This is a genomic window from Neorhizobium puerariae (assembly GCF_042429745.1).
GTDB lineage: Bacteria > Pseudomonadota > Alphaproteobacteria > Rhizobiales > Rhizobiaceae > Neorhizobium > Neorhizobium puerariae.
In genome coordinates, this window is sequence record NZ_JBHMAA010000008.1 from 24,813 (window position 1) to 47,222 (window position 22,410).

Here is a 22,410-nt window from a genome sequence, read left to right on the forward strand (position 1 = left end):
AAGAAGCGGTGGACATTGCCATCCCCGCTTCGGCAGGGAGGCGGATTTGAAATCTTTGGACCTGATCACGATCGGCCGGTCATCGGTTGATCTGTACGGCGCCCAGGTGGGAGGCCGTCTCGAGGAGATGGCCTCGTTCAACAAGTATATCGGCGGCTCCCCCACCAACATCGCTGCGGGAACGGCCCGGCTCGGCCTCAAATCGGCACTGATCACCCGCGTCGGCGACGAGCATATGGGCCGTTTCATTCGCGAGCAACTTGTCCGCGAGGGCGTCGACGTGCGCGGCGTGAGGACCGACCCGGCGCGGCTGACCGCGCTGGTCATCCTGGGCATTCGCGACGAGCACCAGTTCCCCCTCATCTTCTACCGGGAAAACTGTGCGGACATGGCGCTCTGCGAGGACGACATAGACCCGGCCTTCATCGCCGAAACCCGCTGCGTCTGCGTCACCGGCACGCATCTCTCCCACCCGAACACCGAGGCTGCGGTACTGAAGGCCTTGGCGCTGGCACGCGACCATGGCGCGCGAACGGCGCTGGATATCGACTACCGGCCCAACCTCTGGGGACTGGCGGGGCATGGCGACGGCGAAAGCCGGTATATCGAATCCGCCGCGGTGACGTCCAAGCTGCAATCGACGCTCCATCTGTTCGATCTCATCGTCGGCACCGAGGAGGAATTCCACATTGCCGGCGGCACGGCCGATACGGTCGAGGCGCTGCGCGCGATCCGGAAGGTTTCGAAGGCAACGCTGGTGTGCAAGCGCGGCCCGATGGGCGCCGTGGTCTTCGAAGGCGATATCCCCGGCAGCCTGGACGAAGGCCGGACGGGGCAGGGTTTTCCGATCGAGGTTTTCAATGTACTGGGTGCCGGCGACGGCTTCATGTCCGGGCTTTTGAAAGGCTGGCTGACGGGCGAGGACTGGCCGGCGGCCCTGAAATACGCCAATGCCTGCGGCGCCTTCGCGGTGTCGCGTCACGGCTGCACGCCTGCCTATCCGAGCTGGGAGGAGCTGCAATATTTCTTCAGGACCGGCATTCGCAACAGGGCGCTGCGAAAGGACGAAGCGCTGGAGCAGGTGCACTGGTCGACCAATCGCGATCGCGACTGGCCGGTCATGCGCGTCTTCGCCTTCGATCATCGCATGCAGCTTGAGGCCATGTGCAATGAAGCCGGCGTTTCCCACAGCCGCATCGGCCATTTCAAGAAGCTCTGCCTCCAGGCAGCCCTCCAGGTCTCTTCCGGCCGGGAAGGCTACGGCATCCTCTGCGACGGGCGGCTCGGTCGCGACGCGCTTTATCAGGCCGCCGGGAGCGGCCTCTGGATCGGCCGCCCGGCGGAATGGCCGGGCTCCCGCCCACTGACGCTGGAGCCCGAACTCGGCCCCGATTTCGGCGGCCTGTCCGAATGGCCGCTCGAAAACGTCGTCAAGGTTCTCTGCTTCTGTCATCCGGACGACGAACCGGCCATGAAGGCGGAGCAGGAGGCGGTGGTAAAACGGCTGTTTTCGGCGGCGCGCCGCAACCGGCTGGAAATGCTGCTCGAAATCATCCCCTCCAAGGTGGCGCCCACCACCGACGATACCGCAGCCCGGATCATCCAGCGCTTCTACGACATCGGCGTCTACCCGGACTGGTGGAAGCTCGAGCCCATGACATCGAAGGCCCCCTGGGCAAAGGCGTGCGAAGCGATCTCCCGCAACGATCCCTATACGCGCGGCATCGTCGTTCTGGGCCTCGACGCACCGGAAGCGGAACTTTCGGAAAGCTTCCGCATGGCGGCCGGGTTCGATCTGGTGAAGGGTTTCGCCGTCGGGCGCACCATCTTCGGCGAGGCCGCCCGCAAATGGCTTTCCGGCGCGATCGGCGATGACGAGGCGGTGGAGGACATGGCGCAGCGGTATCGCAACCTGTGCCGCATCTGGGACGAAGCCCGCGCCGCAAGAGGAGAAGCCGCGTGAAAACCATCAGACTGACGGCCGCTCAGGCCCTGACGCGTTATCTCGCCAATCAGTTGACGCCGGAAGGCGTGCCCTTCATCGCCGGCGTATGGGCCATCTTCGGCCACGGCAACGTCGCCGGCCTCGGCGAGGCTCTCCATGCGGCGCGCGACGTGCTGCCGACCTGGCGCGGCCAGAACGAACAATCCATGGCCCATGCTGCCATCGCCTATTCCAAGCAGCTTCGCCGCCGCCGCGCCATGGCCGTCACCTCCTCCATCGGCCCCGGCGCAACCAACATGGTCACGGCGGCGGCGTTGGCCCATGTCAATCGCCTGCCCGTGCTGCTGCTGCCCGGCGACGTCTTCGCCAATCGCGGGCCGGACCCGGTGCTGCAGCAACTGGAAGACTTCGGCGACGGCATCATGTCGGTCAACGACTGCTTCCGGCCGGTAAGCCGCTATTTCGACCGCATCTCCCGGCCGGAACACCTGCTGACCGCCCTTCCCCGCGCCTTCCGGACGATGACGGACCCGGCCGATTGCGGCCCCGTGACCCTGGCCTTCTGCCAGGACACGCAGGCGGAAGCCCATGACTATCCGGAAAGCTTCTTCGAGCCGAAGGTCTGGCATGTCCGCCGCCCCCGCCCGGACGAGCACGAGCTGGAAAGGGCCGTGTCGGCGATCAGGGCGGCGAGGAACCCGGTCATCGTCGCCGGCGGCGGCGTGCATTTCTCCGACGCGACCGGCGCGCTGAAATCCTTTGCCGAAAAACACCGGATTCCGGTGGTGGAGACGCAGGCCGGAAAGTCCGCCCTTCCCTGGGACGATCCCCTCAACTTCGGCCCCGTGGGCGTGACGGGCGCGGCGAGCGCCAATGCCGTCTGCGAGAATGCCGACCTGGTGATCGGCGTCGGCACCCGCTTTCAGGATTTCACGACCGGTTCCTGGGCGCTGTTCAGGAACCCGGGCCGGAAAATCCTGACCTTGAATGTCCAGCCCCATGACAGCGCCAAGCACGACGCCATGCCGCTGGTGTCGGATGCGAGGGTCGGCCTGGAGCTGATCTCCGAAGCGCTGGGCGCGCATCGCTTCGCAGCGCCACCTGAGGGTCTCAAGGCGGAATGGTTCGCCAGGGCGGACGCCGTCACCGCCGCGCCGGAGGATACCAACAGCCTGCCCACCGACATGCAGGTCATCGGCGCCGTGCAGCGGGCCGCGCGCGACAACACGGTCGTCATGTGCGCCGCCGGCACCATGCCGGGCGAATTGCACCAGCTCTGGAAGGCGAAGCTGCCGCTCTCCTATCACATGGAATACGGCTTCTCCTGCATGGGATACGAGATCGCCGGCGGCATGGGCATCAAGATGGCCGAGCCGGAACGCGACGTCGTCGTCATGGTCGGCGACGGCTCCTACATGATGATGAACTCGGAACTGGTGACGGCCTGCGCGCTGGGCGTGAAGATCACCGTCGTGATCACCGACAACCGGGGCTACGGCTGCATCAACCGCCTGCAGATGGGCACGGGCGGCGCCGAGTTCAACAATCTCTACGCCCACACGTCCCACATCAATCCTCCGGAAATCGACTTCGCCGCCCATGCGGCCGCCATGGGCGCGGAAGCCCGCAAGGTGGCCAATATAGCCGGGCTGGAAGACGCTCTTGCCGCGGCCCGCGAGGCAACGAGGCCAACGGTCATCGTCATCGAAACCGATCCCTATCCCACGCCGGATGCCGGCGGCTACTGGTGGGACGTGGCTGTCCCGGAAGTCTCCGACCGCGATGAGGTCAACGCAGCTCGCGCCCGGTACGAGGCCGCGCTCAAGGAAAGACAGTAAGATGATCCTTTACGGAACCAACCCGATCGCCTGGTCCAATGACGACGACCGCACGCTCGGCGCCCATATCAGCCTCGACCGATGCCTGGACGAAACCGCGAAGATCGGCTTCGACGGCATCGAAAAGGGGCACAAGTTTCCGCAGGAGCCCGCGGCTCTGAAGGCGGTCCTGGAACCGCGCGGCCTGCGCTATGTTTCCGGGTGGCACTCGCTGAACCTCCTGACCAATCCGATCGGGGAAGAGAAGGCTGCCATGCAGCCGGCGCTCGATCTTCTGAAAGCGATGGGTTCGGCGGTCATCATCGTCTGCGAAACCTCGAACGCCATCCACGGCGACGATGTCAGGCCGGTCAACGAGCGGCCGAGGCTTGCCGGCGGAGCATGGAAAAGTTTCGGCGCCGGTGTCGAGGAACTGGCGAAATATGCGGCGGACCAGGGCATCGCGCTGGTCTACCATCATCACATGGGCACGATCGTCGAAAGCGAGGACGAAATCGACCGGTTGATGGAAAACACCGGCCCGCATGCGAAACTGCTGCTCGACACCGGCCACTGCCTGTTCGGCGGCGGCGATCCGGAACGGCTGGCCAGGAAGCACATGCACCGCGTCGGGCACATCCATGCCAAGAACGTGCGTCCGGTCATTGCAAAACAGGTTCGCGACGAGAACCTCTCTTTCCTCGAAGGCGTGCGCCGTGGCGTGTTCACCGTGCCCGGTGATACGGAAGGCGGCGTGGACTTCCCGCCCGTTCTGAAAACCGCCGCCGACCACGGCTACCGAGGCTGGCTGGTGATCGAGGCCGAACAGGACCCCGATGTCCGCAACCCCTTCGAATACCAGAGCCTTGGGCTGAAATCGCTGAAGGCCATGGCGAAGGCCACCGGACTGGACAAGGCGTAACGCGGGTGGTGCGGGCTGGAAACCACGGGAGATCGATATGCCGAATTTGCTGCGCAAACCGGTAGCCGAAACCGGCAAGGTTCATGACGTGACGCCCAAGGACGCGGGCTGGGGTTATGTCGGCTTCGGGCTCTACCGTCTGAAGCCGGGGGAAATGGCGCGGGAAGCGACCGGAAACACGGAGGTCATCCTCGTCCTTGTCGAAGGCAAGGCGGAAATTTCCGGAGGCGACAGGAATTTCGGCGAACTCGGCGAACGAATGAACGTCTTCGAACGCAAGCCGCCGCATTGCATCTATGTGCCGGCGGGTTCTTCGTGGACGGCGACGGCAACGACCGAATGCACATTGGCCCTCTGCACCGCCCCCGGCAAGCCGGGCCGCGAGGCCCGGGTGATCGGCCCGGAAGGCATCAGCCTCGCCGAACGGGGCAAGGGCACCAACACGCGATACATCCATGCGATCGCCATGGAGGAGCGCGACGTGGCGGACAGCCTGCTCGTCACCGAGGTCTTCACGCCCTCGGGCCACTGGTCCTCCTACCCGCCGCACCGGCACGACGCAGACAACTTTCCCGACATGACTTATCTGGAAGAGACCTATTATCACCGCCTGAACCCGGCCCAGGGGTTCGGCTTCCAGCGCGTCTTCACCGAGGATGGCTCCCTGGACGAAACCATGGCCGTTGCCGACGGCGATCTCGTCCTGGTGCCGAAGGGCCATCACCCCTGCGGCGCGCCCTATGGCTACGAGATGTACTATCTCAACGTGATGGCCGGGCCGATCCGCAAGTGGCGCTTCAGGAACCACCCCGATCACGACTGGATCTTCAGGCGCGACAATCCCTGACAATTCCGGCCATCGTTTATCTGAACACACCATTCTCGGGAGGCAAACATGAAGGGTCTCGGCGTCGGCCTTATCGGCACCGGTTACATGGGCAAGTGCCATGCGCTCGCCTGGAACAATGTCGCCAGCGTCTTCGGCGACGTGGCGCGGCCGCGTCTCGTCACGCTCGCCGAGGTCAATGCCGGGCTCGCGGCGGAAAAGGCACGGGAGCTCGGCTTTTCACGTTCGACCGGCAACTGGCGCGATCTTCTGAACGATCCGGAAATCGATGTCGTTTCCGTCACGACGCCCAACGCCTTTCATCCGGAAATGGCGATCGCCGCGCTTGAAGCCGGCAAGCATGTATGGTGCGAAAAGCCGATGGCTCCGCATTTCCAGGACGCCGTGGGGATGCGCGATGCCGCGCGGCGGGCCGGGCGCGTTTCGGCCATGGGCTACAACTACATCCAGAATCCGGTGATCCGCCATATCCGCCGCCTTCTGGATGAAGGCGCCATCGGCACCGCCAACCATGTCCGCGCCGAAATGGACGAGGATTTCATGGCCGATCCGGCGGCGCCCTTCTACTGGAAAAGCGAAGCCTCTTCCGGTTATGGCGCGCTTGACGATTTCGCCGTCCACCCGCTGTCGCTGCTCTTTGCCCTGTTCGGCCATGTGGAGAGCGTCGTCACCGACATGGTGAAACCCTACGCGACGCGGCCGCTGAAAGAGGGCGGAGCGCGGCAGGTCGAGAACCACGATATCGCCAGCACGCTGTTCAAGCTTCAGGGTGGAATCTCGGCCGTGCTGATGGCCAACCGCTCCGCCTGGGGCCGCAAGGGCCGTATCGCGCTGCAGATCTTCGGCTCCCGGGGCTCCATTCTCTACGATCAGGAGCGGATGAACGAATTCCAGCTCTATCTCGCCGACGGACGGGCGGAAGAGCAGGGCTTCCGCACGGTGCTGACCGCGCCGCACCACCGGCCCTATGACCGCTTCGTCCCCGCCCCCGGCCACGGCCTCGGTTTCAACGATCTCAAGACCATCGAGTGCCGGGAACTGATCGCCGCGATCGGTGGCGAAAAGGCGCATCTCATCGATTTCGAGGATGGCCTGCGCATGGAACGGAGCGTTCACGCCATGGCGCGCGCCTTCAACGAGCGCCGGTGGGTTTCCGTTTCGGAGCTGGAAGACTGAAACGGACCGGAAGATTGAAACGAAAAAGGCCGCGTCGAGCGGCCTTTCTTTTGTCTGCGTTTCTTCATCCCCTCAGGAGACGGTTACCGGCTTGCCGGTCTGCCAGCTCGTGGTTGCGGCATCGGCGAGCTTCTGGGCCTGGAGGCCGTCGAAACCGCTCGGATGCGGCGAGGTGTTGCCGGCATCGACCGCATCGATGAAAGCATTGATCTCGTTGGCATAGGCGAGCGCATAACGCTCGATGAAGAAGTGCTGCACCGGATCGCCCGTGATGCCGTCGGCATTGGCGAGTTCGACGCTGGTCGCCTGGATGTTGCGGGCCGAAAGCATGCCCCTCGCGCCATGCACCTCGATACGCTGGTCGTAGCCATAGGTGGCCCGGCGGGAATTGGTGATGACGGCGATCCGGCCGGAAGCCGTCTGCATCTGCACCGCGGCGGTGTCGACATCACCCTCGGCGCCGATCGCCTTGTCGACCAGCGAGGAACCGAGCGCATTCACCACGACGAATTCCTCGCCCATGAGGAAGCGGGCCATGTCGAAGTCATGGATCATCATGTCGCGGAAGAGACCGCCCGAGGTCTTGACGTATTCCGCCGGCGGCGGGGCCGGATCGCGGCTGGTGATCGTGACGATCTCGATATCGCCGACATCGCCACGGCGAAGGCGAGCTTCGACGCTTGCGAAATTGGGATCGAAGCGACGGTTGAAGCCGATCATCAGCGTCGACCTGTTCTTCGCCACGGTATCGAGGCACGCGTTGATCCGGCCGACGGAGAGCGAGACCGGCTTTTCGCAGAGGATGGCCTTGCCGGCCTTCGACGCCGCCTCTATCAGATCGGCATGGCTCGGCGTCGGAGTCGCGATGAGAACGGCGTCGATATCGGCCGACCTGATGATATCCTCGACGCCTGCCGCCGCTGCGCCGGTCTGCGCGGCAAGCTGTTCCGCAGCGGCCGGAACGGCGTCGGCGATATAGACAAGCTTCGCCTTCGGGTTGGCGGCGATAGTGGCCGAATGCACCTTGCCGATGCGCCCCGCGCCGAGCACTCCAAACCTGATCATGTCATTGGCTCCATTTTCTCAAGATATTGACTGGAAATCCCAAACCGCAAAGGCAGCGCGGAAGCCATGCCTCCCCGGGCCGGCATCTGCCGCCTTCAAAAGACAGCTTGCGCGAAAATGCTCAAATCGTGCCGTTCAGATCCGCCGAAAGGGTCTGCAGCTCCTTGCCGCCGGCCATCAGGTTCTGCACCTCTTCCATGGATATCTCGGATTTCGAGAAGGTTCCGAGCGTCTGGCCGCGGTTGAGCACCGTGAACCGGTCGCCGACGGCATAGGCGTGGCGAACATTATGGGTGATGAAGATCACGCCAAGTCCCTTTTGCTGGACCTGATGGATATATTTCAACACCATCGAGGTCTGCGCGACGCCGAGCGCGGAGGTGGGCTCGTCGAGAATGAGCACCTTCGCACCGAAATAAACCGCCCGCGCGATGGCGACGCATTGGCGCTCGCCGCCGGAAAGCGTCCCGACCGCCTGGTTGGGGTCGCGAATGTCGATGCCGATCTTGTGCATCTCGTCACGGGTGACGGCGTTGCAATGTTTCATGTCGATGTGGCGGAAGGGCCAGAACCCGCTGACGGGCTCCCGCCCCATGAAGAAATTCCGGGTGATCGACATCAGCGGGATCATCGCGAGATCCTGGAACACCGTCGCGATGCCCGCATCCAGCGCATCGCGCGGGCTCACGAAATCGACGGGCTGGCCCTCGACGAGAAACTCGCCGCTCGTCGGCCGCACCGCGCCGGACAGCATCTTGATCAGCGTCGACTTGCCCGCGCCGTTGTCGCCCAGCAGGCAGAGCACCTCGCCAGCCGAGACCTCTATGGAAACCCCGTTGAGCGCGATGATCGAGCCGTAGTGCTTGACGATGTCCCTGACTTCGATGATCGGAGTTCTTGCTGCAGTGGCGGCCATGGCTCAGCGCTCCCCTGTCACGCGGCGGCGGATGAAATTGTTGAAGAGGACGGCAAGCAGCAGCATCGAGCCGAGGAAGACCTGGAACCAGTCGGAATCGAACCTCGTATAGGTCAGGCCGATGGAAACCAGCCCGAAGATGACCGCGCCGAAGAAAGCGCCGATCGCCGATCCGTAGCCCCCCGTCAGCAGGCAGCCGCCGATGACCGCCGCGATGATGGCTTCGAACTCCTTCTGGAAGCCGCGCCGGGCATCCGTCGAGCCGGCATCGAGCACCGTGATGATGGCGACGAGCGCCGCGGCGCAGGCCGTGAGGGCGAAGAGGCTGGTCTTGACGCGGTTGACAGGCACACCGGAGTTACGGGCGGCATTCGGATCGCCGCCCGCGGCAAAGATCCAGTTGCCGGTGCGGGTGCGCAGCAGGACCCAGGTGGCCAGCAGGGCGAGCGCAATGAACCAGATGACCGATACAGGAACGCCGGTCACCTTGGGCAGGCCGTTGTCGAAGGTCTCGATCACGCCGTTCCGGGCAAGCCAGAGGAAGAAGCCCTCGAAGGCCTGCCCGGAGAACAGGTGCAGGAGGGGGCTGTCCGCGACCGCCGAGGAAATGCCGCGAAGCTGCGTCGAGCCGCCGGTCGCCCATTTCAGGCCGACGAGGGTCAGGCCGCGGAGAATGAAGAGAAAGGCCAGCGTCACGATGAAGGACGGCAGGCGCGTACGGATCACGATCTGGCCGTTGACGGCCCCGACCACGCCGGAAAACAGCAGCGTGAGAAGAATGGCGATGGAAAGCGGCTGGCCGAAATTGATGAGCAGGACGCCGAAGACGAGGCCTGCGAAAGCGACCATCGAGCCGATGGAAAGATCGAATTCGCCGCCGATCATCAGCAGAGCCGCGGCAATCGCAAGTATGCCAAGCTGGGAGGCCGGCGCCAGGATCGTCATCGCGCCGGCAAGCGTGAACATGGAACGATCCGCCGTCAGGAAAAAGAAGATCACGACCAGCACGAGGCCGGCCACGGCTCCAAGCTCCGGCCGGCGCATGATCTGCGTCGCCAGGCTCACCTGTCTCATGCGTTCATCTGCCTTGGGTGCCGCAGAAACCGTCTGCTCCGGCGCCACGGAAGCCTTGTGCTCTAACGTCGCCATGTTTCCTCCATGCAATCCGATTTACCGCCGAGCACGTATCGCATGCTCCGCTATCCTCCCCGGAACTCCGGGGAGGACGCGACGACGGGGATTTCCTTCATATTCAGATCAGCGAATACCCTTCGCGGAAAGCTCGACCACCTGGGCCGCCTTCTCCTTGGTGATGAGGTTCGGGCCGGATGGCACATTGCCGCTCGGGATCAGGCCGAACTTGGCGTAGTTGGCCAGGAAGACGACCGGGAGATACCCCTGCAGGAACTGCTGCTGGTCGATCGCGAACGCCGCCTTGCCGGCGGAAACGGCTTTCAGGAAATCGGCGGAAAGATCGAAGGTCGCGACATGGACCTTGCCGGCCCGGCCCGCATCCTCCACGGCCGCCAGCGAAGGTTCGCCGGCCGTGCTCGCGCCGAGCGCCATCACCGTATCGATGGCCGTATCGGCACTCAGCGCCGCCTTGACCTTGGCGCGCACCTCGGTCGGGTCGTTGCTGACCGGCAGTACGGTCACCGATCCGCCGAAACCGTCGCCAAAGCCCTTGCAGCGCTGGTCGAGGGAGACATTGCCGACTTCCTGGTTGACGCAGATGCCTTTCTTGCCGCCAAGCTCCTTGAGCTTCTCACCCGCAGCCTTGCCGGCCGCATATTCCTCCTGGCCGACATGCAGAAGAGCGCCGAGTTCCTTCGAAACGTCGGAGCCGGAATTGATCGAGATGACCGGAATGCCGGCCGCGACCGCTTTCTTGATGGACGGGCCGAGCGCCGACGCATCCGGAATGGAGACGATCAGGCCCGCGGGCTTCTGGTTGACGGCGGCGTCGATCAACTGGCTCATGGCCACCATGTCGAAGGTTTCCGGCGCGCGATAATCGACGCTGGCGCCCATGTCCTTGGCTGCGGCGCTCACGCCGTTCTTGACGACCGACCAGAACGGGTCGTTGGCCTGGCCATGAGTGACGGCGACGATGCGCACATCCGCAGCCGCGGCGGCGCCGACGAAGCCGAGCGTCGCGCCCAGAAGTGCCGCCCCGGCCATGAGGGACCGAAATCCATAATTCATGTCATCCTCCCAATAGGAGCCCCTCGCCCACGAGTGGACATATGTCAGGCTCGATAAATGATTTGCCTCCCTGTTACCGGCCGCAACTCCCATTGCATGCCGGTAGCGAACGATCGAAGCCTAGCCGAAATGCGGCAAGAATCAAGCGATAATTCCATAAATGTGCAATTTGGAATTAAAATTCTGTTTTCCAGAGACGGGAATGGAAACGGCCGGATGACAGCGACAGGGCATGGAGACGGGTTTGCGGAATTCTTGCGCGCCCCGGTGGTTCTGGCGCCCGCAACGTCGGCCGCCACGGCGAAGCGGCAGAAAGCGTCGGTGTTTCATAGGAGGGGGCCTGTCCGCCTGTTTTCCGGCAGATCAAATGGCGCGCGGGCCTGTAGCCGTGCGCGACGGGGCATGCTGGGCGCCGGGCGAACCGCGGCATTGTCCATGGGTGAGGTCAGAAGCGGCGCTTGAAAGTATGCTCCGGCGCGGGGAACTGGCGGGCGCGCACGTCGCGTGCATAACTTTCCGCCGCCTTATGAACCCGCTGGCCCAGCTCGTCATACCGCTTCACGAAGCGCGGCGTGAAATCGTTGAAGAGGCCCAGCATGTCGTCGGAGACCAGGATCTGCCCGTCACATGCCGATGACGCCCCGATGCCGATGGTGGGCACGTCCACCAGCGCGGTCAGTTCCCGGGCAAGCGTCTCGACCGTTCCTTCGATGACGACCGCGAATGCGCCGGAACTTCCGATGGCGCTTGCGTCGCGACGGATCGTTGCGGATTCCTCGTCCGAATGCCCCACGGAACGATAACCTCCGGCCGTGTGGACCTGCTGGGGCATCAGGCCGATATGGCCGAGAACGGGAATGCCCCGCGCCGCCAGAAAGGCGATCGTCTCGGCCATTTCCTCTCCACCCTCAAGCTTCACCGCGTCGCATCCCGTTTCCTGAAGGATGCGTACGGCGTTCCGAAACGCGACTTCCCTGGATTCCTGGTAGGTGCCGAAAGGCATGTCGACGACGACGCAGGCGTTGCCGACGCCTCGCATCACCGCTTTTCCATGGGCAATCATCATGTCGAGCGTGACCGAAACGGTCGTTTCCATGCCGTAGAGGACCATGCCGAGCGAATCCCCGACCAGCAGCAGGTCGCAATGGGCGTCGAGCAGACGCGCCATCGGCGTCGTGTACGCAGTCAGGCAGACGATCGGCTGTCCGCCCTTCATCGAGCGGATGCGCTTCGGCGTGAGACGCCCTTGCTTTGCGGGAACACTCATCGACGTCTCTCTTTCACTGCGCGCCCTGGCGGCCGATGACCCTGTTGTCGAGCAGCCGGGTGGAACCGACGCGGACGAACAGGGCGACGACCACCGGCCCGTCTATCGACGTGACCGCCTGCAAGGTGGAAGCATCCCTGACCGCAACGACTTCCGCATTCGCCAGCGGTTCCCGGCCGATGAATTCGCGCAGCAATTCCTCAAGCCTGACCGGATCGGTCTCGCCCGATCGCACGAGCCGCTCCGCTTCGGCGAGCGTATGCGGCACGATGGTCGCGGCACGCCGCTCCACCTCGGAAAGATAGACGTTGCGCGAAGACAGGGCCAGCCCGTCGGCATCCCGAACGGTCGGAACGGCGATGACCTGGACCGGAATCGCGAGGTCTTCGACCATTCGCCGGATGATGACGACCTGCTGGTAATCCTTCTCGCCGAAATAGGCCGCCTGAGGCTGGACGATGTTGAACAGCTTGCAGACGACCGTCGCGACCCCGGCAAAATGGCCCGGCCGCACCGCGCCCTCAAGCTCGCGCCCCAGATCGGGGACATCGACGACGGTCAGCATGGGCCGAGGATACATGTCCTCGACACCCGGGGCGAACAGGATATCGACCCCGCCGGCCTCCAGCATGGCGCTGTCGCGCGGCAGGTCGCGCGGATATCTGCCCAAGTCCTCGTTGGCGCCGAACTGCAACGGGTTGACGAAGATCGACGCCACGACGATGTCGTTTTCCGCACGCGCACGCGAGACGAGCTCCATATGGCCGGCATGCAGATAGCCCATGGTGGGGACGAACCCCACCCGCCTGGACGGCGTTCCAGGCTGTCGCAGGCTATCCCGCAGCTCATCGATCGTCCGGACAATGCGCATCACCCCTCCCTCGGCTCGCGGATCTGCTGGCGGTCTGGATAGAGAGGTATTCCACCGGGTGTCAACGCATCATCGGCATTAATAACGATTAGCATGGCCCATGCGGGACCGCAGACCGACCGGTTCGCATCAACCATCCGGCGGACAACGGAGAGTGGGCGGGGCTTTACCGCCCCGCGATCCTTCACGGTCGATACCGCGCACGACGCCAAGGTGAAGACGTTCCGGCATGCGAGGGGGAAAACTTCAGGACCAATAAAACGTCACGCCAGATTTGACTTGCACTTCGCTTATACTTCGGGAAATCTATAAAAATCTTCGGCGCGAAGAGACAATGCGGAAGGAAAGCCACTCTCCCCGGAACTTCGGTTCGAGTTTAAGCAGGTATCATTCCATGAGTTTGGAACCGATCGGAATCTTCACGCTCGCAGTCGGCCTCTATTGTCTGTTCTCGGGATATCAAACAAGCGTCATTGTCTTCGTGACCCTGTCCGTGCTGGGGGCCGCGGCCGCGATCCTGATCGGCTCCTCAAACATCCAGCCTGCCCATCTCTTCCTCGCCTTCCTTGCGATCACCACCCTCTCCTTCCGAAAGCAATCGGCGGTCGCGTTCAACGCGCTCAGGTTTCCGCAGGCGGGTTTCTGGCTGGCCTGCCTGCTCGTCTACGGAGCGGTGACGGGCTTCTTCGCCCCCCGCCTTCTCGCGCGGATGACCGACATCATTCCCCTCGGCGCCTCCGAATACCCTTCCACCGGAGGGGCGGTTCCTCTCGGCCCGGTTTCCAGCAACTTCACGCAGGCGATATATCTGACGGCGGATCTTCTCACCTTCCTGCTGATCATCGCCATCGGCTCGACCAAGGCCGGTTTCCGGGCGATCACGATCGGGATCATCTCGTTTACCTTCGCCAATGCGGCCTTTGCCGTACTCGACCTGCTGACCTACGGGACAGGCGCGCAGGACCTGTTCCTCTTCATTCGCAACGCCCAATACACATTTCACGACGACGACATGGTTGCCGGGGTCAAACGCATCGTCGGATCGTGGCCGGAGGCATCGGCCTTTGCGGGCATGAGTCTCGCGCCCGTCGGCTTCATGGGGACGATGTGGCTCTGCGGCCGGGATTCCAAATGGACAGGACCGCTTTTCATCCTCTCCGTCATCCTGCTGATCCGCTCCACCTCCTCCACCGGGCTTTTCGCCCTGCCGCTCTGCTTCCTCCTCCTCTACGTGACGGCGGTCCTGCGCAGCGGCGGACGTTCCGGAACGTGGGGCAGTTCGAGCGTCGTCCTGTTCGCGCCGCCGCTGATCGTTCTGGTGGCGCTGGTCATCAGCCTGGACGAAACGCTCTACCGGCAGATTTATAACTACGTGGACCTGCTGCTTCTGAGCAAATCCACCTCCTCCTCGGCTGCCGAGCGCGGATCATGGAACCTTCACGGGTTTCAGAATTTCCTGGACTCCTTCGGATTGGGCGTGGGCCTCGGCACGGCGCGCACGTCGAGCTTCGTCTTCGCGCTTCTTTCCAATGTCGGAGTGCCGGGCACCGTCTTTTTCCTCCTCTTTGCGTTTTCGGCCTTCAGGAAGCTGCACGGCCCTCCCCGAAGCTATGTCTCGGACGTGCAGCTATCGGCCCGCAACGGCAGCCTGTGCCTGCTGGTCGGCGCCCTGGTGGCGGGGCCGACCGTGGATCTCGGCCTGCTCTTCTTCGTGCTGGCCGGACTGGCGAGTGCCCAGCCGGAAACGGAGGAACTGCATTCCCCCTCTCCCCGTGTGATATCCGCTTCGTAATCCGTCAGGCATAGACCTGAAGATAATCCACCCGCATGGAGGCAAGTTCATCCTGTTCGGCCAGCGGCTGCGGATAGGGGACATCGGAACGCAGCGCGAGCGTCAGAAGCGGCCAGAAGACGTCCCCGTTGGCATCCAGTTCGGCGGAACGTGTGATCTCCCATTTGGCCGGCATTCCGGTTTTCGTATCGATGACCGGCCGACGCTCGAAATAGGGCGTGCAATGCGTGTCGGTGACGAGCACTCCGTATCGGCAATAGGCCCCTGTCATATCGACCGGCGTCGGTACGCCGGTGCCTTCATGGTGCTCGCCGGGCTGGCCCCATTCATGCAGATAGGCGCCGTATGTGGTCGGCTCGAAGCCCTTGTGCTCCACGACGTCGATCTCGAGGCTGGTCTGCGGAAACAGTATGCTGCGCCCGTTCATCATCCAGAAGGCGGGCCAGGTCAGCGGATGCTTCGGAAACAACATTCTCGCTTCGAAATAGCCCCGCCTCCACCCCCTGGTCACGGTCCCATCGTGCCGTGCCGTCTGGATGTTGCCGGATATCCATTGAAATTCCGGATGCGTGTTGCCGTAATAGTTCGGGACGTTCATCGTCTGCCCGATGAATTTCACGGCGATCTGAAGGGCCTTGCCATCGCCGGCATTCGCGTCATCGACGATGGAATAGGGATTGAACCCTTCCTCGCCGGTATCCCTTGCAAATGCCGCGCGGCCGTAGAAACCGGTATCGAAGGTGGTCGCCTTCGGTCCGGCATTCCAGACCGACCAGTCCAGCGACCCGAACCTGTCCTCGAAAACGAGTTGCAGGCCGCTCGCCGGGTCCGCGGGCTCCATGGAGGCCGAAGATCGGTATGCAAGGCCGCCGGCGATACCGGCCGAGACCGCCGAGCCGATCACGAAATTGCGGCGAGACAACAGAGACGTCATGATCCACCTCCATATCCGTCATGGTTCGAAACGCATGGCATGGGATCGCCTGCGACATGCATCCAGCGCCCCGTTTTCCGGATATCTCCCCGAACATTCGGGACGTATGCGCAGAGGCCCGCCCGGCGGGCCGGCTTCCTGAACCGCCCTGAATTCACCGGGCCTCGACCCAGAGCACGTCCGGCGAACCTAGGCATTCACCGCATTGCGCAAGGCCTTGGCGTGAACGTCCACGACGCGTTCCGCGCTGTAGCAGTCGATGAATTCCTGCCTGAAACCGGCATGCGCCTGCTCCACGGCAAGATGATCGCAATAATATATCATCGCGCGGACAAGCCCCTCCCGGCTGTCCACGGGCACGAGACGGCCCAGCCGGCTGTCGACGAGAATGTCGCTCGGGCCGAATTCACAATCGGTCGAAATCACCGGCAAACCGAAACGAAGCGCCTCGCAGATCGCGAGCGACCACCCCTCCCAGCGGGAAGTCGAGACGTAGACATCGCTGGCCATCAGGGCAGGCTGCGGATTGTCGGGGTGGTGTTCCAGGCTGACGGCATCCTGCAGACCCAGGCGCGCGATCTCCCGGCGCAGGACCGCCTCGCCCTCGCCGTAACCCACGATCTTCAACTCGACATTGCTGCGGACCTTGCGCAGTTCGGCAAAGGCGGCGAGCAATATGTCCTGCCCCTTCTGGAACGAGAAGCGCCCGACATTGACGAAGGTGACACGATCATTCCCGCGCGGCGCGCCCGCCCCGGCGATCTCGAATTTGCGGACCGGATTGGGCACCCAGTATTGCGGCCTCCGGCTCTTGAACATGTTCCTGAAAGCCTCGAGCTGCCGCGGCGAGGTTCCGAAGACCGACGCCACCCGCGGCAGAAAAACGGTCTTCATCAAAAGGAAAAGGAGCTTCGCCTTGATGTGGGTCCGCTCAAGACGCGGATTGCCGTGAAGGTGAACCGCGAATTTGCGGCGCATTCCAATGCAGGAGACCATGCAGATCACCGTCGGCTCGATCTGCGGAACGACGACCAGACTATAGTCCTTGCTGCTGATGACGTTGCGCAATATGCGCATCAGTTCGATCTTGCTCGACGCCACCCTGTCGATCGCCGTGTATTTCGGAGTTTCGGGGGGCCTGTTCCTGTGGACGGACGTGTAGAGAACGTCGATCTCGAAATCATCCGCATATTTCTCGGCCAGGTCGGAACATATCGTATCCACGACCCTCTCTATGCCGGCAAAGGCATTCGTTCCCGGCTGAACATAGAGGATCTTCAGGGTTTTCCTGAACGGCTTTTCTTCGGAGACCGGCATGGTTGTTACTCGCATACAACTTCACCCCTTCAACATGTCTCAACGATATATTGCGCGACCTCCCGATCGATTTTCGAGGAACGATGCCCCTATTCCGCAAGCACGAGCAGGGAATAACCGCCAAGAAGCCGCACCGCGAAATCCGGGTTGACCGAATAGAGCGCGCGCCGGGGCAGTTTCATGAGATGGCTGCTGATGGCCTGATTGGGCAGTTCGAGACGGCTCGCGGTATACTGGTGATCGATGATCTTGTAGCCGCAGGCTTCCAGCGTCGCGAGCGCCGTGTCCTTGAAGAAATAATGCAGATGGCCGACGTTGGCCCGCAGGCCCATGATCGGCCACGCGCGAAACACGGACTGCACCGAAAGATCGAGCGGGATATGGAAAACCTTGTACCTGCCGTGGGGCTTGAGGTCCTTCAGGAACTTTATGTAATCCTCGACATGCTCGATGACATCCGCGATGACGAGCACATCGAAAACACCTGAATCCTCCTCAAGCAGATCCTTGAGATGGAAGGTGACAGCGTCCGTTTCCTTTTTTCGCGCCCGCTCGTAGGCATGGGGGGAGATTTCGTATCCGAACAATCGAGCCTGGGGGAACGACCTTTCGAGATTGAGCAATATCTCGCCGGTTCCACACCCGACTTCGCAAATTGTCTGGAAGGAAAGGCCGTTCTTACGAATTATGCCTTCGATATGCTTGGCTTTCCAAGGAGAGTCCTCTTCATGCCATGTAGGGTTACGTTCGGCATACAGATTACCCTCATAGATTTCCTTCATGACGGGCTACCCTTCAATTGGACTGAACCGAAGGTTTCCATGTGATTGAAGTATTGTCCAGATAAAAATCAACTTTGAAATGAAAAATATGTATTTCTGACAAAATATTGAAGTTTCGGAGATCGCTTCATCAGCAAACCGAACCTTGTTCGATCCGCCCATGAAAAGTCGATCCGCATGACGACCGCCCCCGGCGGCGGACGTCTCGCCAACCGATCCGGACCAGGCCGACATCCGTCCGGCAAGCGCCGGGCCGTCGACCTCAAACGACATATATTTTCGGAAAGCTCTTATGAGCTGCTCGGAAAAGCGGCACGTCCCATGCGCGCTCGTTTCGGGCGCGGACTGATCAATATTTCGACTTCGCTTCCAGGTGAGACTGTTTCTTTTCGCTCGCCCGCTTCCGGATGTAGAGAAAATAGAACAGGCCGTGCACAGTAACACACCCAGCTTCAAGCGTCGACGCAAGCAAAAACGACCAAATCAAGGTGTCGGAGACAGAATACCCGACACTAATTCGAACAATCGCAAAAACAAAAACCACCAGAACGACAAGCAAAGTGAAGATCAGAACAGGCAATCGGATTGCACATATGGCGCCGATAATGAATGAGATGACCAAAGCCCACGTCATAAACGCCCTTTGACCTAGTTGCATTGCCAATATTTAGACAACCAAAATATTATCATGCGCGGAATGTTCCACGCAAGCCGAATTTTATTACTTTTTTGGAAGAGGCCGCAATCAGGCTCGATGGGGGATCACTGTGTTCCGGAAGGCATCCCCCCCGTTTGTGCCGCAGACATGCTTTCCCGCCGCTTCACACGGATGACATCACCCGGGGCAATAGGATCGTTGTCGTTCACGACCATGGTCTTCATTGCTCCGCCGACGCTGCGGTTGACGGTGGTTACGAATGCCGGAGCATCCTCCGCCACCTCGGCCGCAAGCGCTGCCGGAGCATGTGTTTCGATATTCGTCAGCAGGGCGCGCGCCGTTTTCGCCTTCTCCGTGTTGGCGGCAAGGCGATCACGCAAGTCGGCGGCCTCGGTCAGTGCCGCGGCCCTGTATTTTTCCCGCACGTCGGCGACGTCCTGATCCAGTTTCGCAAGATCCTGCTGCGTCTTCACGATCGCCAGCGAAACATCGAGATTCCGGCTTTCCAGGTCCGCAACATTCTGGTTTGCGCCCAGTTGGCGGGAGGACAGCGACAACCCCTGGGAGACCAGCTTGTTGACCGAGCTGAGATCTTTGGTCGCCAGATCGATCTGCTTCGTAAGGGATGCCTCCTTCGATTTCAGCACGTCCAGCTGGTTGGCCGCAAGCACCCGGGCCTGTGCAAGGGCGTTCACTTCCGTTTCCAGCGAGCGCAGGCGCGTATCCAGCAGGGCCTGTTCGTCCTGCATCATCCGCGCCACCACAGGCAGATCGGCGCGCGCCTTCAAATCCGGCGGGAAAGCGATCTTGGCCTCGTTTTTCAGGAAGGCGTCGACACGCGCCTGCCGCGCCAGCAGCCCAAGACGCGCGATATCCAGTTCGCGGAGGTCTCCGCGGCTGACGAGCGCCTCGCGCTGAAAACCGATCATGTTCGGATCGGCCTGCCCCACACCGCCCGCCATGCTGAGCGCCTGCATCACCGTGAGGCCGGGAATGTAATTGTACTTGCCCGGGCTGGCCACCAGTCCGGTCACGAAGAAGGGCCGGTAGGCGGAAATCTCCACGGACGCGTTCGGCCGCTTCTGGAGCCCCACCTGTTTCTGAAGCTGTTCGCCGATGATATCGGACACCTGTTCCAGCGTCTTGCCGGCCACGGGAACGGTGCCGATGATCGGCAGCGACAGGCTTCCCGCCGCCGAGACCGCGAACTCGCCCGTCAGGGGCACCCATTCGAATGCGACGCCGGCGCTCGGCCGCCACTCGAAAACGCGGATTCTCAGCACATCCTGAGGCCCCAGCGTATAATCGTCGGCCCGGGCCGCCGAAACCATCAGCAGCAATGAAAGCAGGAGAACGACGGAAGATCCCATCCCGGAAAGGAGCCCCGGCCGAAGACCTGCGACAGGCGCACCGGCCAAGCCACGAAGCCATGCGACGGCGTCTGAAAGCATATTCTTACACTCCGTGTTGCTTCGCTGAGGTGCCGAGGCCGGGGGGCCTTGTTCCTAGGCTATCTGGACGCTTCTGGGCTCATCCCAAACCGGTTCCGTCGCGGTCACCTGGTTGGCGAAAGACCTGAATTTCTCGATAAAATTTGCGGTCCGGAACTCCGCCGCCCTCGCCACCGCATCGGCAGGATTGAAATCCATGCGCTCGAGCCGTTCCACGGCATCGATGACCGCCTCGACGGACTGGATCGAAAAGAAGACCCCTGTCTTGCCCGCCACGACCGTTTCCGTCGCTCCGCCGCGACCGTAGGCGATCACCGGACGGCCGCTGGCCATGGCCTCGACCGGCACGATCCCGAAATCCTCCTCGCCGGGAAATACGAGCGCCCTGCAGCGGGCATAGTGATATTTCAGGGCCTCGAACGGCTGGGACCCCATAATCCTCACCGTCGGCCCGGCGATTTTTCGCAGGTGGTCAAGCATTTCGCCGCCACCGATCACCACCAGCTTCGCCTTCATCCGGTTGAATGCTTCGACCGCAAGGTCGGGCCGCTTGTAGCTGACCAGCTCTCCCACCATCAGATAGTAGTCTTCGAGCTCGGACGCCTGCGCTGGCCGAAAGGCGTTCGTATCGACCGGCGGATAGATGATCTGCGCCTCCCGCCGATAGTAGCTCTTGATCCTCTGGGCAACCGTCGCCGAATTCGCCACGAAATTGTCGACACGGCTTGCGGTTCCGACGTCCCAGGTCCGCAAATAATGCGCCAGCGGCGGCATCATCATCCGCGTCAGCCTTCCCGAGCTTTCATAGTATTTATTATACATATTCCAAATATATCTCATCGGCGAATGACAGTAACAGATGTGCTGCGCCGGTGAAGTCGGGATGATTCCCTTGGAAGGGCCGGATTCACTACTGATGACGAGATCGTAGTCACTGAGATTGAGCTGCTCCAAAGCCATCGGCATCAGGGGCAGATACCTTTTGTACATCCGCCGGGCATAGGGAAGCGAGTCAATAAAAGTTGTATAAATGTGGTGCTTCTTGATGTCGGCGGATATTACCGACGGATCATATACATGCGTATAGATGTCGGCGTTTGGATAAATCTTGCAAAGGGCTTCCAGAACCTTTTCGCCGCCCCGCATTCCCACCAGCCAATAATGAATGATTGCTACGCGCATTGGAACACCGAAAACAACCTTTACTACATGATATCGGCGATCGGCGGGAACATTCTTTTATTTTTTCTTTCAATTAAGAAAAAATAACGTTTATTTATCTACGGCCCGATCGCTCGATCAGGCGCGGTCCCGCAGATACTCCCGCTCATTCACATTTCATTCCCCTATACTGCACCGCAATAAATATATTGTCAAATGATTTGCCAGTTGTTAACCTAACTATGCATGCCGCTTTGAAATATCTGCCCATACCGAGTCGTCTTTTATTGGAGTACGGAGCACGCAGATGAGTAACATCAATATCAGTGGTAATTTTGATGCGATTGACGGGGGACGTGTTCGCGGAGACGAACAATCAACCCGTTTCCCGGAAGCCGGCAAGGAGGCGTCCCAACGTCTCTCCGGGTATATGAAATACGTGTTCGACGCGTCCATCTCCTTGATCGGACTGGCGGTTCTGCTGCCGATGATCGTGATGATCATGGCGCTGCTGCTGATCGTCCAGGGCAGGCCGATCTTTATTGCCCACCGCCGTATCGGTAAGCACGGGGTGATGTTTCCATGCCTGAAATTCAGGACGATGGTCACCAATGCCGACGAGGTTCTCGTCCGCTATCTTGCAACCAATCCGTCCGAAAGGGAGGAATGGGGCGCCACCCGCAAGCTGAGGAACGATCCTCGCATAACCCCTTTCGGCGCGCTGCTTCGCAAAAGCAGCATTGACGAAATTCCGCAACTTTTGAATGTAATCCTTGGGCACATGAGCCTTGTCGGCCCCCGTCCGATCGTCCCCAGCGAGGCGGAACTCTACGGAACCAATTTTGTCGATTACATCCGGGTTCGCCCGGGATTGACGGGGCTTTGGCAGGTCAGCGGCCGCAACGACATAAGCTACGCCAAGCGCGTCGAGCTCGATGTCCGCTATGTCTACGAACAAAGCCTCTGGGGCGACATCGTCATCATGGCCAAGACCATTCCCGCCGTCCTGCGGGCTCACGGCAGCTACTAGACCCGGCATCCGGCGCGCGGCACCGCGCCTTTGGAGGGTCGGTGCAAAGGATCGGGGTTCGCAGAAGCCTGCTGGCGGACCTCCCCTTCATCCTGCCGGGATCGAGCCGGGTTGCTTGGCCGGCGCAGGGAAGGGCCCGAACAGGGCCAATGCAGCATTCTCATCAGAGGAGCGGAACAATTTGCAGCATGTCCATGGCAAGCCGGATCAGGACTTGAGGAAATGTACCGGCGCTATCGAAATCCGGCGAGATC

The 22,410-nt window shown here is 61.7% G+C and carries 18 protein-coding genes; 7 read left to right on the top strand and 11 right to left on the bottom strand.

Features of this window, described 5'->3' with window-relative positions; all coding sequences use genetic code 11:
* The first annotated feature begins 46 nt into the window (after positions 1-46).
* Genes ACFFP0_RS05510 through ACFFP0_RS05530 form a run of 5 tightly spaced genes read left to right on the top strand, consistent with a single transcriptional unit; the run spans position 47 to position 6,707 of the window.
* Positions 47-1,963 (top strand): bifunctional 5-dehydro-2-deoxygluconokinase/5-dehydro-2-deoxyphosphogluconate aldolase, encoded by a 1,917-nt coding sequence (locus tag ACFFP0_RS05510; protein WP_377257441.1) that lies wholly within the window; start codon positions 47-49, stop codon positions 1,961-1,963.
* Positions 1,960-3,783: a 3D-(3,5/4)-trihydroxycyclohexane-1,2-dione acylhydrolase (decyclizing) gene (gene iolD / locus ACFFP0_RS05515; RefSeq protein WP_377257443.1), complete on the top strand. Its 1,824-nt coding sequence runs from the start codon at positions 1,960-1,962 to the stop codon at positions 3,781-3,783. The genes ACFFP0_RS05510 and iolD overlap by 4 nt, the downstream gene beginning before the upstream one ends.
* A gap of 1 nt (position 3,784) precedes the next feature.
* Positions 3,785-4,684 (top strand): myo-inosose-2 dehydratase, encoded by a 900-nt coding sequence (gene iolE, locus ACFFP0_RS05520; RefSeq protein ID WP_377257445.1) that lies wholly within the window; start codon positions 3,785-3,787, stop codon positions 4,682-4,684.
* 37 nt (positions 4,685-4,721) lie between these two features.
* Positions 4,722-5,531 carry a 5-deoxy-glucuronate isomerase gene (gene iolB, locus ACFFP0_RS05525; RefSeq protein ID WP_377257447.1) on the top strand — a complete coding sequence of 270 codons (810 nt, stop codon included), beginning with the start codon at positions 4,722-4,724 and terminating at the stop codon, positions 5,529-5,531.
* A gap of 48 nt (positions 5,532-5,579) precedes the next feature.
* Complete coding sequence (locus ACFFP0_RS05530) at positions 5,580-6,707, top strand: Gfo/Idh/MocA family protein (RefSeq protein WP_377257449.1); 1,128 nt, start codon at positions 5,580-5,582, stop codon at positions 6,705-6,707.
* A gap of 72 nt (positions 6,708-6,779) precedes the next feature.
* Here the strand turns inward: ACFFP0_RS05530 and iolG are convergent, their stop codons facing one another.
* From iolG to panC, 6 genes are all read right to left on the bottom strand, one after another.
* Positions 6,780-7,772 (bottom strand): inositol 2-dehydrogenase, encoded by a 993-nt coding sequence (gene iolG / locus ACFFP0_RS05535; RefSeq protein ID WP_377257451.1) that lies wholly within the window; start codon positions 7,770-7,772, stop codon positions 6,780-6,782.
* Between the two features lie 121 nt (positions 7,773-7,893).
* Positions 7,894-8,688 carry an ATP-binding cassette domain-containing protein gene (locus tag ACFFP0_RS05540; RefSeq protein WP_377257453.1) on the bottom strand — a complete coding sequence of 265 codons (795 nt, stop codon included), beginning with the start codon at positions 8,686-8,688 and terminating at the stop codon, positions 7,894-7,896.
* Positions 8,689-8,691: 3 nt separating this feature from the next.
* Positions 8,692-9,837 carry an ABC transporter permease gene (locus tag ACFFP0_RS05545; protein WP_377257455.1) on the bottom strand — a complete coding sequence of 382 codons (1,146 nt, stop codon included), beginning with the start codon at positions 9,835-9,837 and terminating at the stop codon, positions 8,692-8,694.
* A gap of 108 nt (positions 9,838-9,945) precedes the next feature.
* A complete protein-coding gene (locus ACFFP0_RS05550) occupies positions 9,946-10,893 on the bottom strand; it encodes a sugar ABC transporter substrate-binding protein (protein ID WP_377257457.1) in 948 nt (315 codons plus the stop codon).
* A gap of 445 nt (positions 10,894-11,338) precedes the next feature.
* A complete protein-coding gene (panB, locus tag ACFFP0_RS05555) occupies positions 11,339-12,160 on the bottom strand; it encodes a 3-methyl-2-oxobutanoate hydroxymethyltransferase (protein ID WP_377257459.1) in 822 nt (273 codons plus the stop codon).
* Positions 12,161-12,173: 13 nt separating this feature from the next.
* Positions 12,174-13,031 (bottom strand): pantoate--beta-alanine ligase, encoded by an 858-nt coding sequence (gene panC, locus ACFFP0_RS05560; RefSeq protein WP_377257461.1) that lies wholly within the window; start codon positions 13,029-13,031, stop codon positions 12,174-12,176.
* 394 nt (positions 13,032-13,425) lie between these two features.
* Between panC and ACFFP0_RS05565 the strand changes: the two genes are divergently transcribed.
* Positions 13,426-14,823 (top strand): hypothetical protein, encoded by a 1,398-nt coding sequence (locus ACFFP0_RS05565; RefSeq protein WP_377257463.1) that lies wholly within the window; start codon positions 13,426-13,428, stop codon positions 14,821-14,823.
* Positions 14,824-14,827: 4 nt separating this feature from the next.
* Here the strand turns inward: ACFFP0_RS05565 and ACFFP0_RS05570 are convergent, their stop codons facing one another.
* From ACFFP0_RS05570 to ACFFP0_RS05590, 5 genes are all read right to left on the bottom strand, one after another.
* Positions 14,828-15,757 carry a glycoside hydrolase family 16 protein gene (locus tag ACFFP0_RS05570; RefSeq protein WP_377257465.1) on the bottom strand — a complete coding sequence of 310 codons (930 nt, stop codon included), beginning with the start codon at positions 15,755-15,757 and terminating at the stop codon, positions 14,828-14,830.
* Between the two features lie 189 nt (positions 15,758-15,946).
* Positions 15,947-17,074: a glycosyltransferase gene (locus ACFFP0_RS05575; RefSeq protein ID WP_377257467.1), complete on the bottom strand. Its 1,128-nt coding sequence runs from the start codon at positions 17,072-17,074 to the stop codon at positions 15,947-15,949.
* An 89-nt stretch (positions 17,075-17,163) separates the two neighbouring features.
* Positions 17,164-17,856 carry a class I SAM-dependent methyltransferase gene (locus ACFFP0_RS05580; protein ID WP_377257469.1) on the bottom strand — a complete coding sequence of 231 codons (693 nt, stop codon included), beginning with the start codon at positions 17,854-17,856 and terminating at the stop codon, positions 17,164-17,166.
* A gap of 762 nt (positions 17,857-18,618) precedes the next feature.
* Positions 18,619-19,965, bottom strand: a complete 1,347-nt coding sequence (locus tag ACFFP0_RS05585) for a polysaccharide biosynthesis/export family protein (RefSeq protein WP_377257471.1) — start codon at positions 19,963-19,965, stop codon at positions 18,619-18,621.
* A 54-nt stretch (positions 19,966-20,019) separates the two neighbouring features.
* Complete coding sequence (locus ACFFP0_RS05590) at positions 20,020-21,111, bottom strand: glycosyltransferase (RefSeq protein WP_377258709.1); 1,092 nt, start codon at positions 21,109-21,111, stop codon at positions 20,020-20,022.
* Positions 21,112-21,433: 322 nt separating this feature from the next.
* On the opposite strand from ACFFP0_RS05590, the gene ACFFP0_RS05595 reads away from it, so the two are divergent.
* Positions 21,434-22,156 (top strand): sugar transferase, encoded by a 723-nt coding sequence (locus ACFFP0_RS05595; RefSeq protein WP_377257473.1) that lies wholly within the window; start codon positions 21,434-21,436, stop codon positions 22,154-22,156.
* Positions 22,157-22,410 lie beyond the last annotated feature (254 nt).

What these genes read in the sequence shown, in the direction of transcription:
- iolE (WP_377257445.1), top strand. Translation starts at nt 3,785, where the DNA reads ATGATCCTTTACGGAACCAACCCGATCGCCTGGTCCAATGACGACGAC.
- iolB (WP_377257447.1), top strand. Translation starts at nt 4,722, where the DNA reads ATGCCGAATTTGCTGCGCAAACCGGTAGCCGAAACCGGCAAGGTTCAT.
- ACFFP0_RS05530 (WP_377257449.1), top strand. Translation starts at nt 5,580, where the DNA reads ATGAAGGGTCTCGGCGTCGGCCTTATCGGCACCGGTTACATGGGCAAG.
- iolG (WP_377257451.1), bottom strand. Translation starts at nt 7,772, where the DNA reads ATGATCAGGTTTGGAGTGCTCGGCGCGGGGCGCATCGGCAAGGTGCAT.
- ACFFP0_RS05540 (WP_377257453.1), bottom strand. Translation starts at nt 8,688, where the DNA reads ATGGCCGCCACTGCAGCAAGAACTCCGATCATCGAAGTCAGGGACATC.
- ACFFP0_RS05545 (WP_377257455.1), bottom strand. Translation starts at nt 9,837, where the DNA reads ATGGCGACGTTAGAGCACAAGGCTTCCGTGGCGCCGGAGCAGACGGTT.
- ACFFP0_RS05550 (WP_377257457.1), bottom strand. Translation starts at nt 10,893, where the DNA reads ATGAATTATGGATTTCGGTCCCTCATGGCCGGGGCGGCACTTCTGGGC.
- panB (WP_377257459.1), bottom strand. Translation starts at nt 12,160, where the DNA reads ATGAGTGTTCCCGCAAAGCAAGGGCGTCTCACGCCGAAGCGCATCCGC.
- panC (WP_377257461.1), bottom strand. Translation starts at nt 13,031, where the DNA reads ATGCGCATTGTCCGGACGATCGATGAGCTGCGGGATAGCCTGCGACAG.
- ACFFP0_RS05565 (WP_377257463.1), top strand. Translation starts at nt 13,426, where the DNA reads ATGAGTTTGGAACCGATCGGAATCTTCACGCTCGCAGTCGGCCTCTAT.
- ACFFP0_RS05570 (WP_377257465.1), bottom strand. Translation starts at nt 15,757, where the DNA reads ATGACGTCTCTGTTGTCTCGCCGCAATTTCGTGATCGGCTCGGCGGTC.
- ACFFP0_RS05575 (WP_377257467.1), bottom strand. Translation starts at nt 17,074, where the DNA reads ATGCCGGTCTCCGAAGAAAAGCCGTTCAGGAAAACCCTGAAGATCCTC.
- ACFFP0_RS05580 (WP_377257469.1), bottom strand. Translation starts at nt 17,856, where the DNA reads ATGAAGGAAATCTATGAGGGTAATCTGTATGCCGAACGTAACCCTACA.
- ACFFP0_RS05585 (WP_377257471.1), bottom strand. Translation starts at nt 19,965, where the DNA reads ATGCTTTCAGACGCCGTCGCATGGCTTCGTGGCTTGGCCGGTGCGCCT.
- ACFFP0_RS05590 (WP_377258709.1), bottom strand. Translation starts at nt 21,111, where the DNA reads ATGCGGGGCGGCGAAAAGGTTCTGGAAGCCCTTTGCAAGATTTATCCA.
- ACFFP0_RS05595 (WP_377257473.1), top strand. Translation starts at nt 21,434, where the DNA reads ATGAGTAACATCAATATCAGTGGTAATTTTGATGCGATTGACGGGGGA.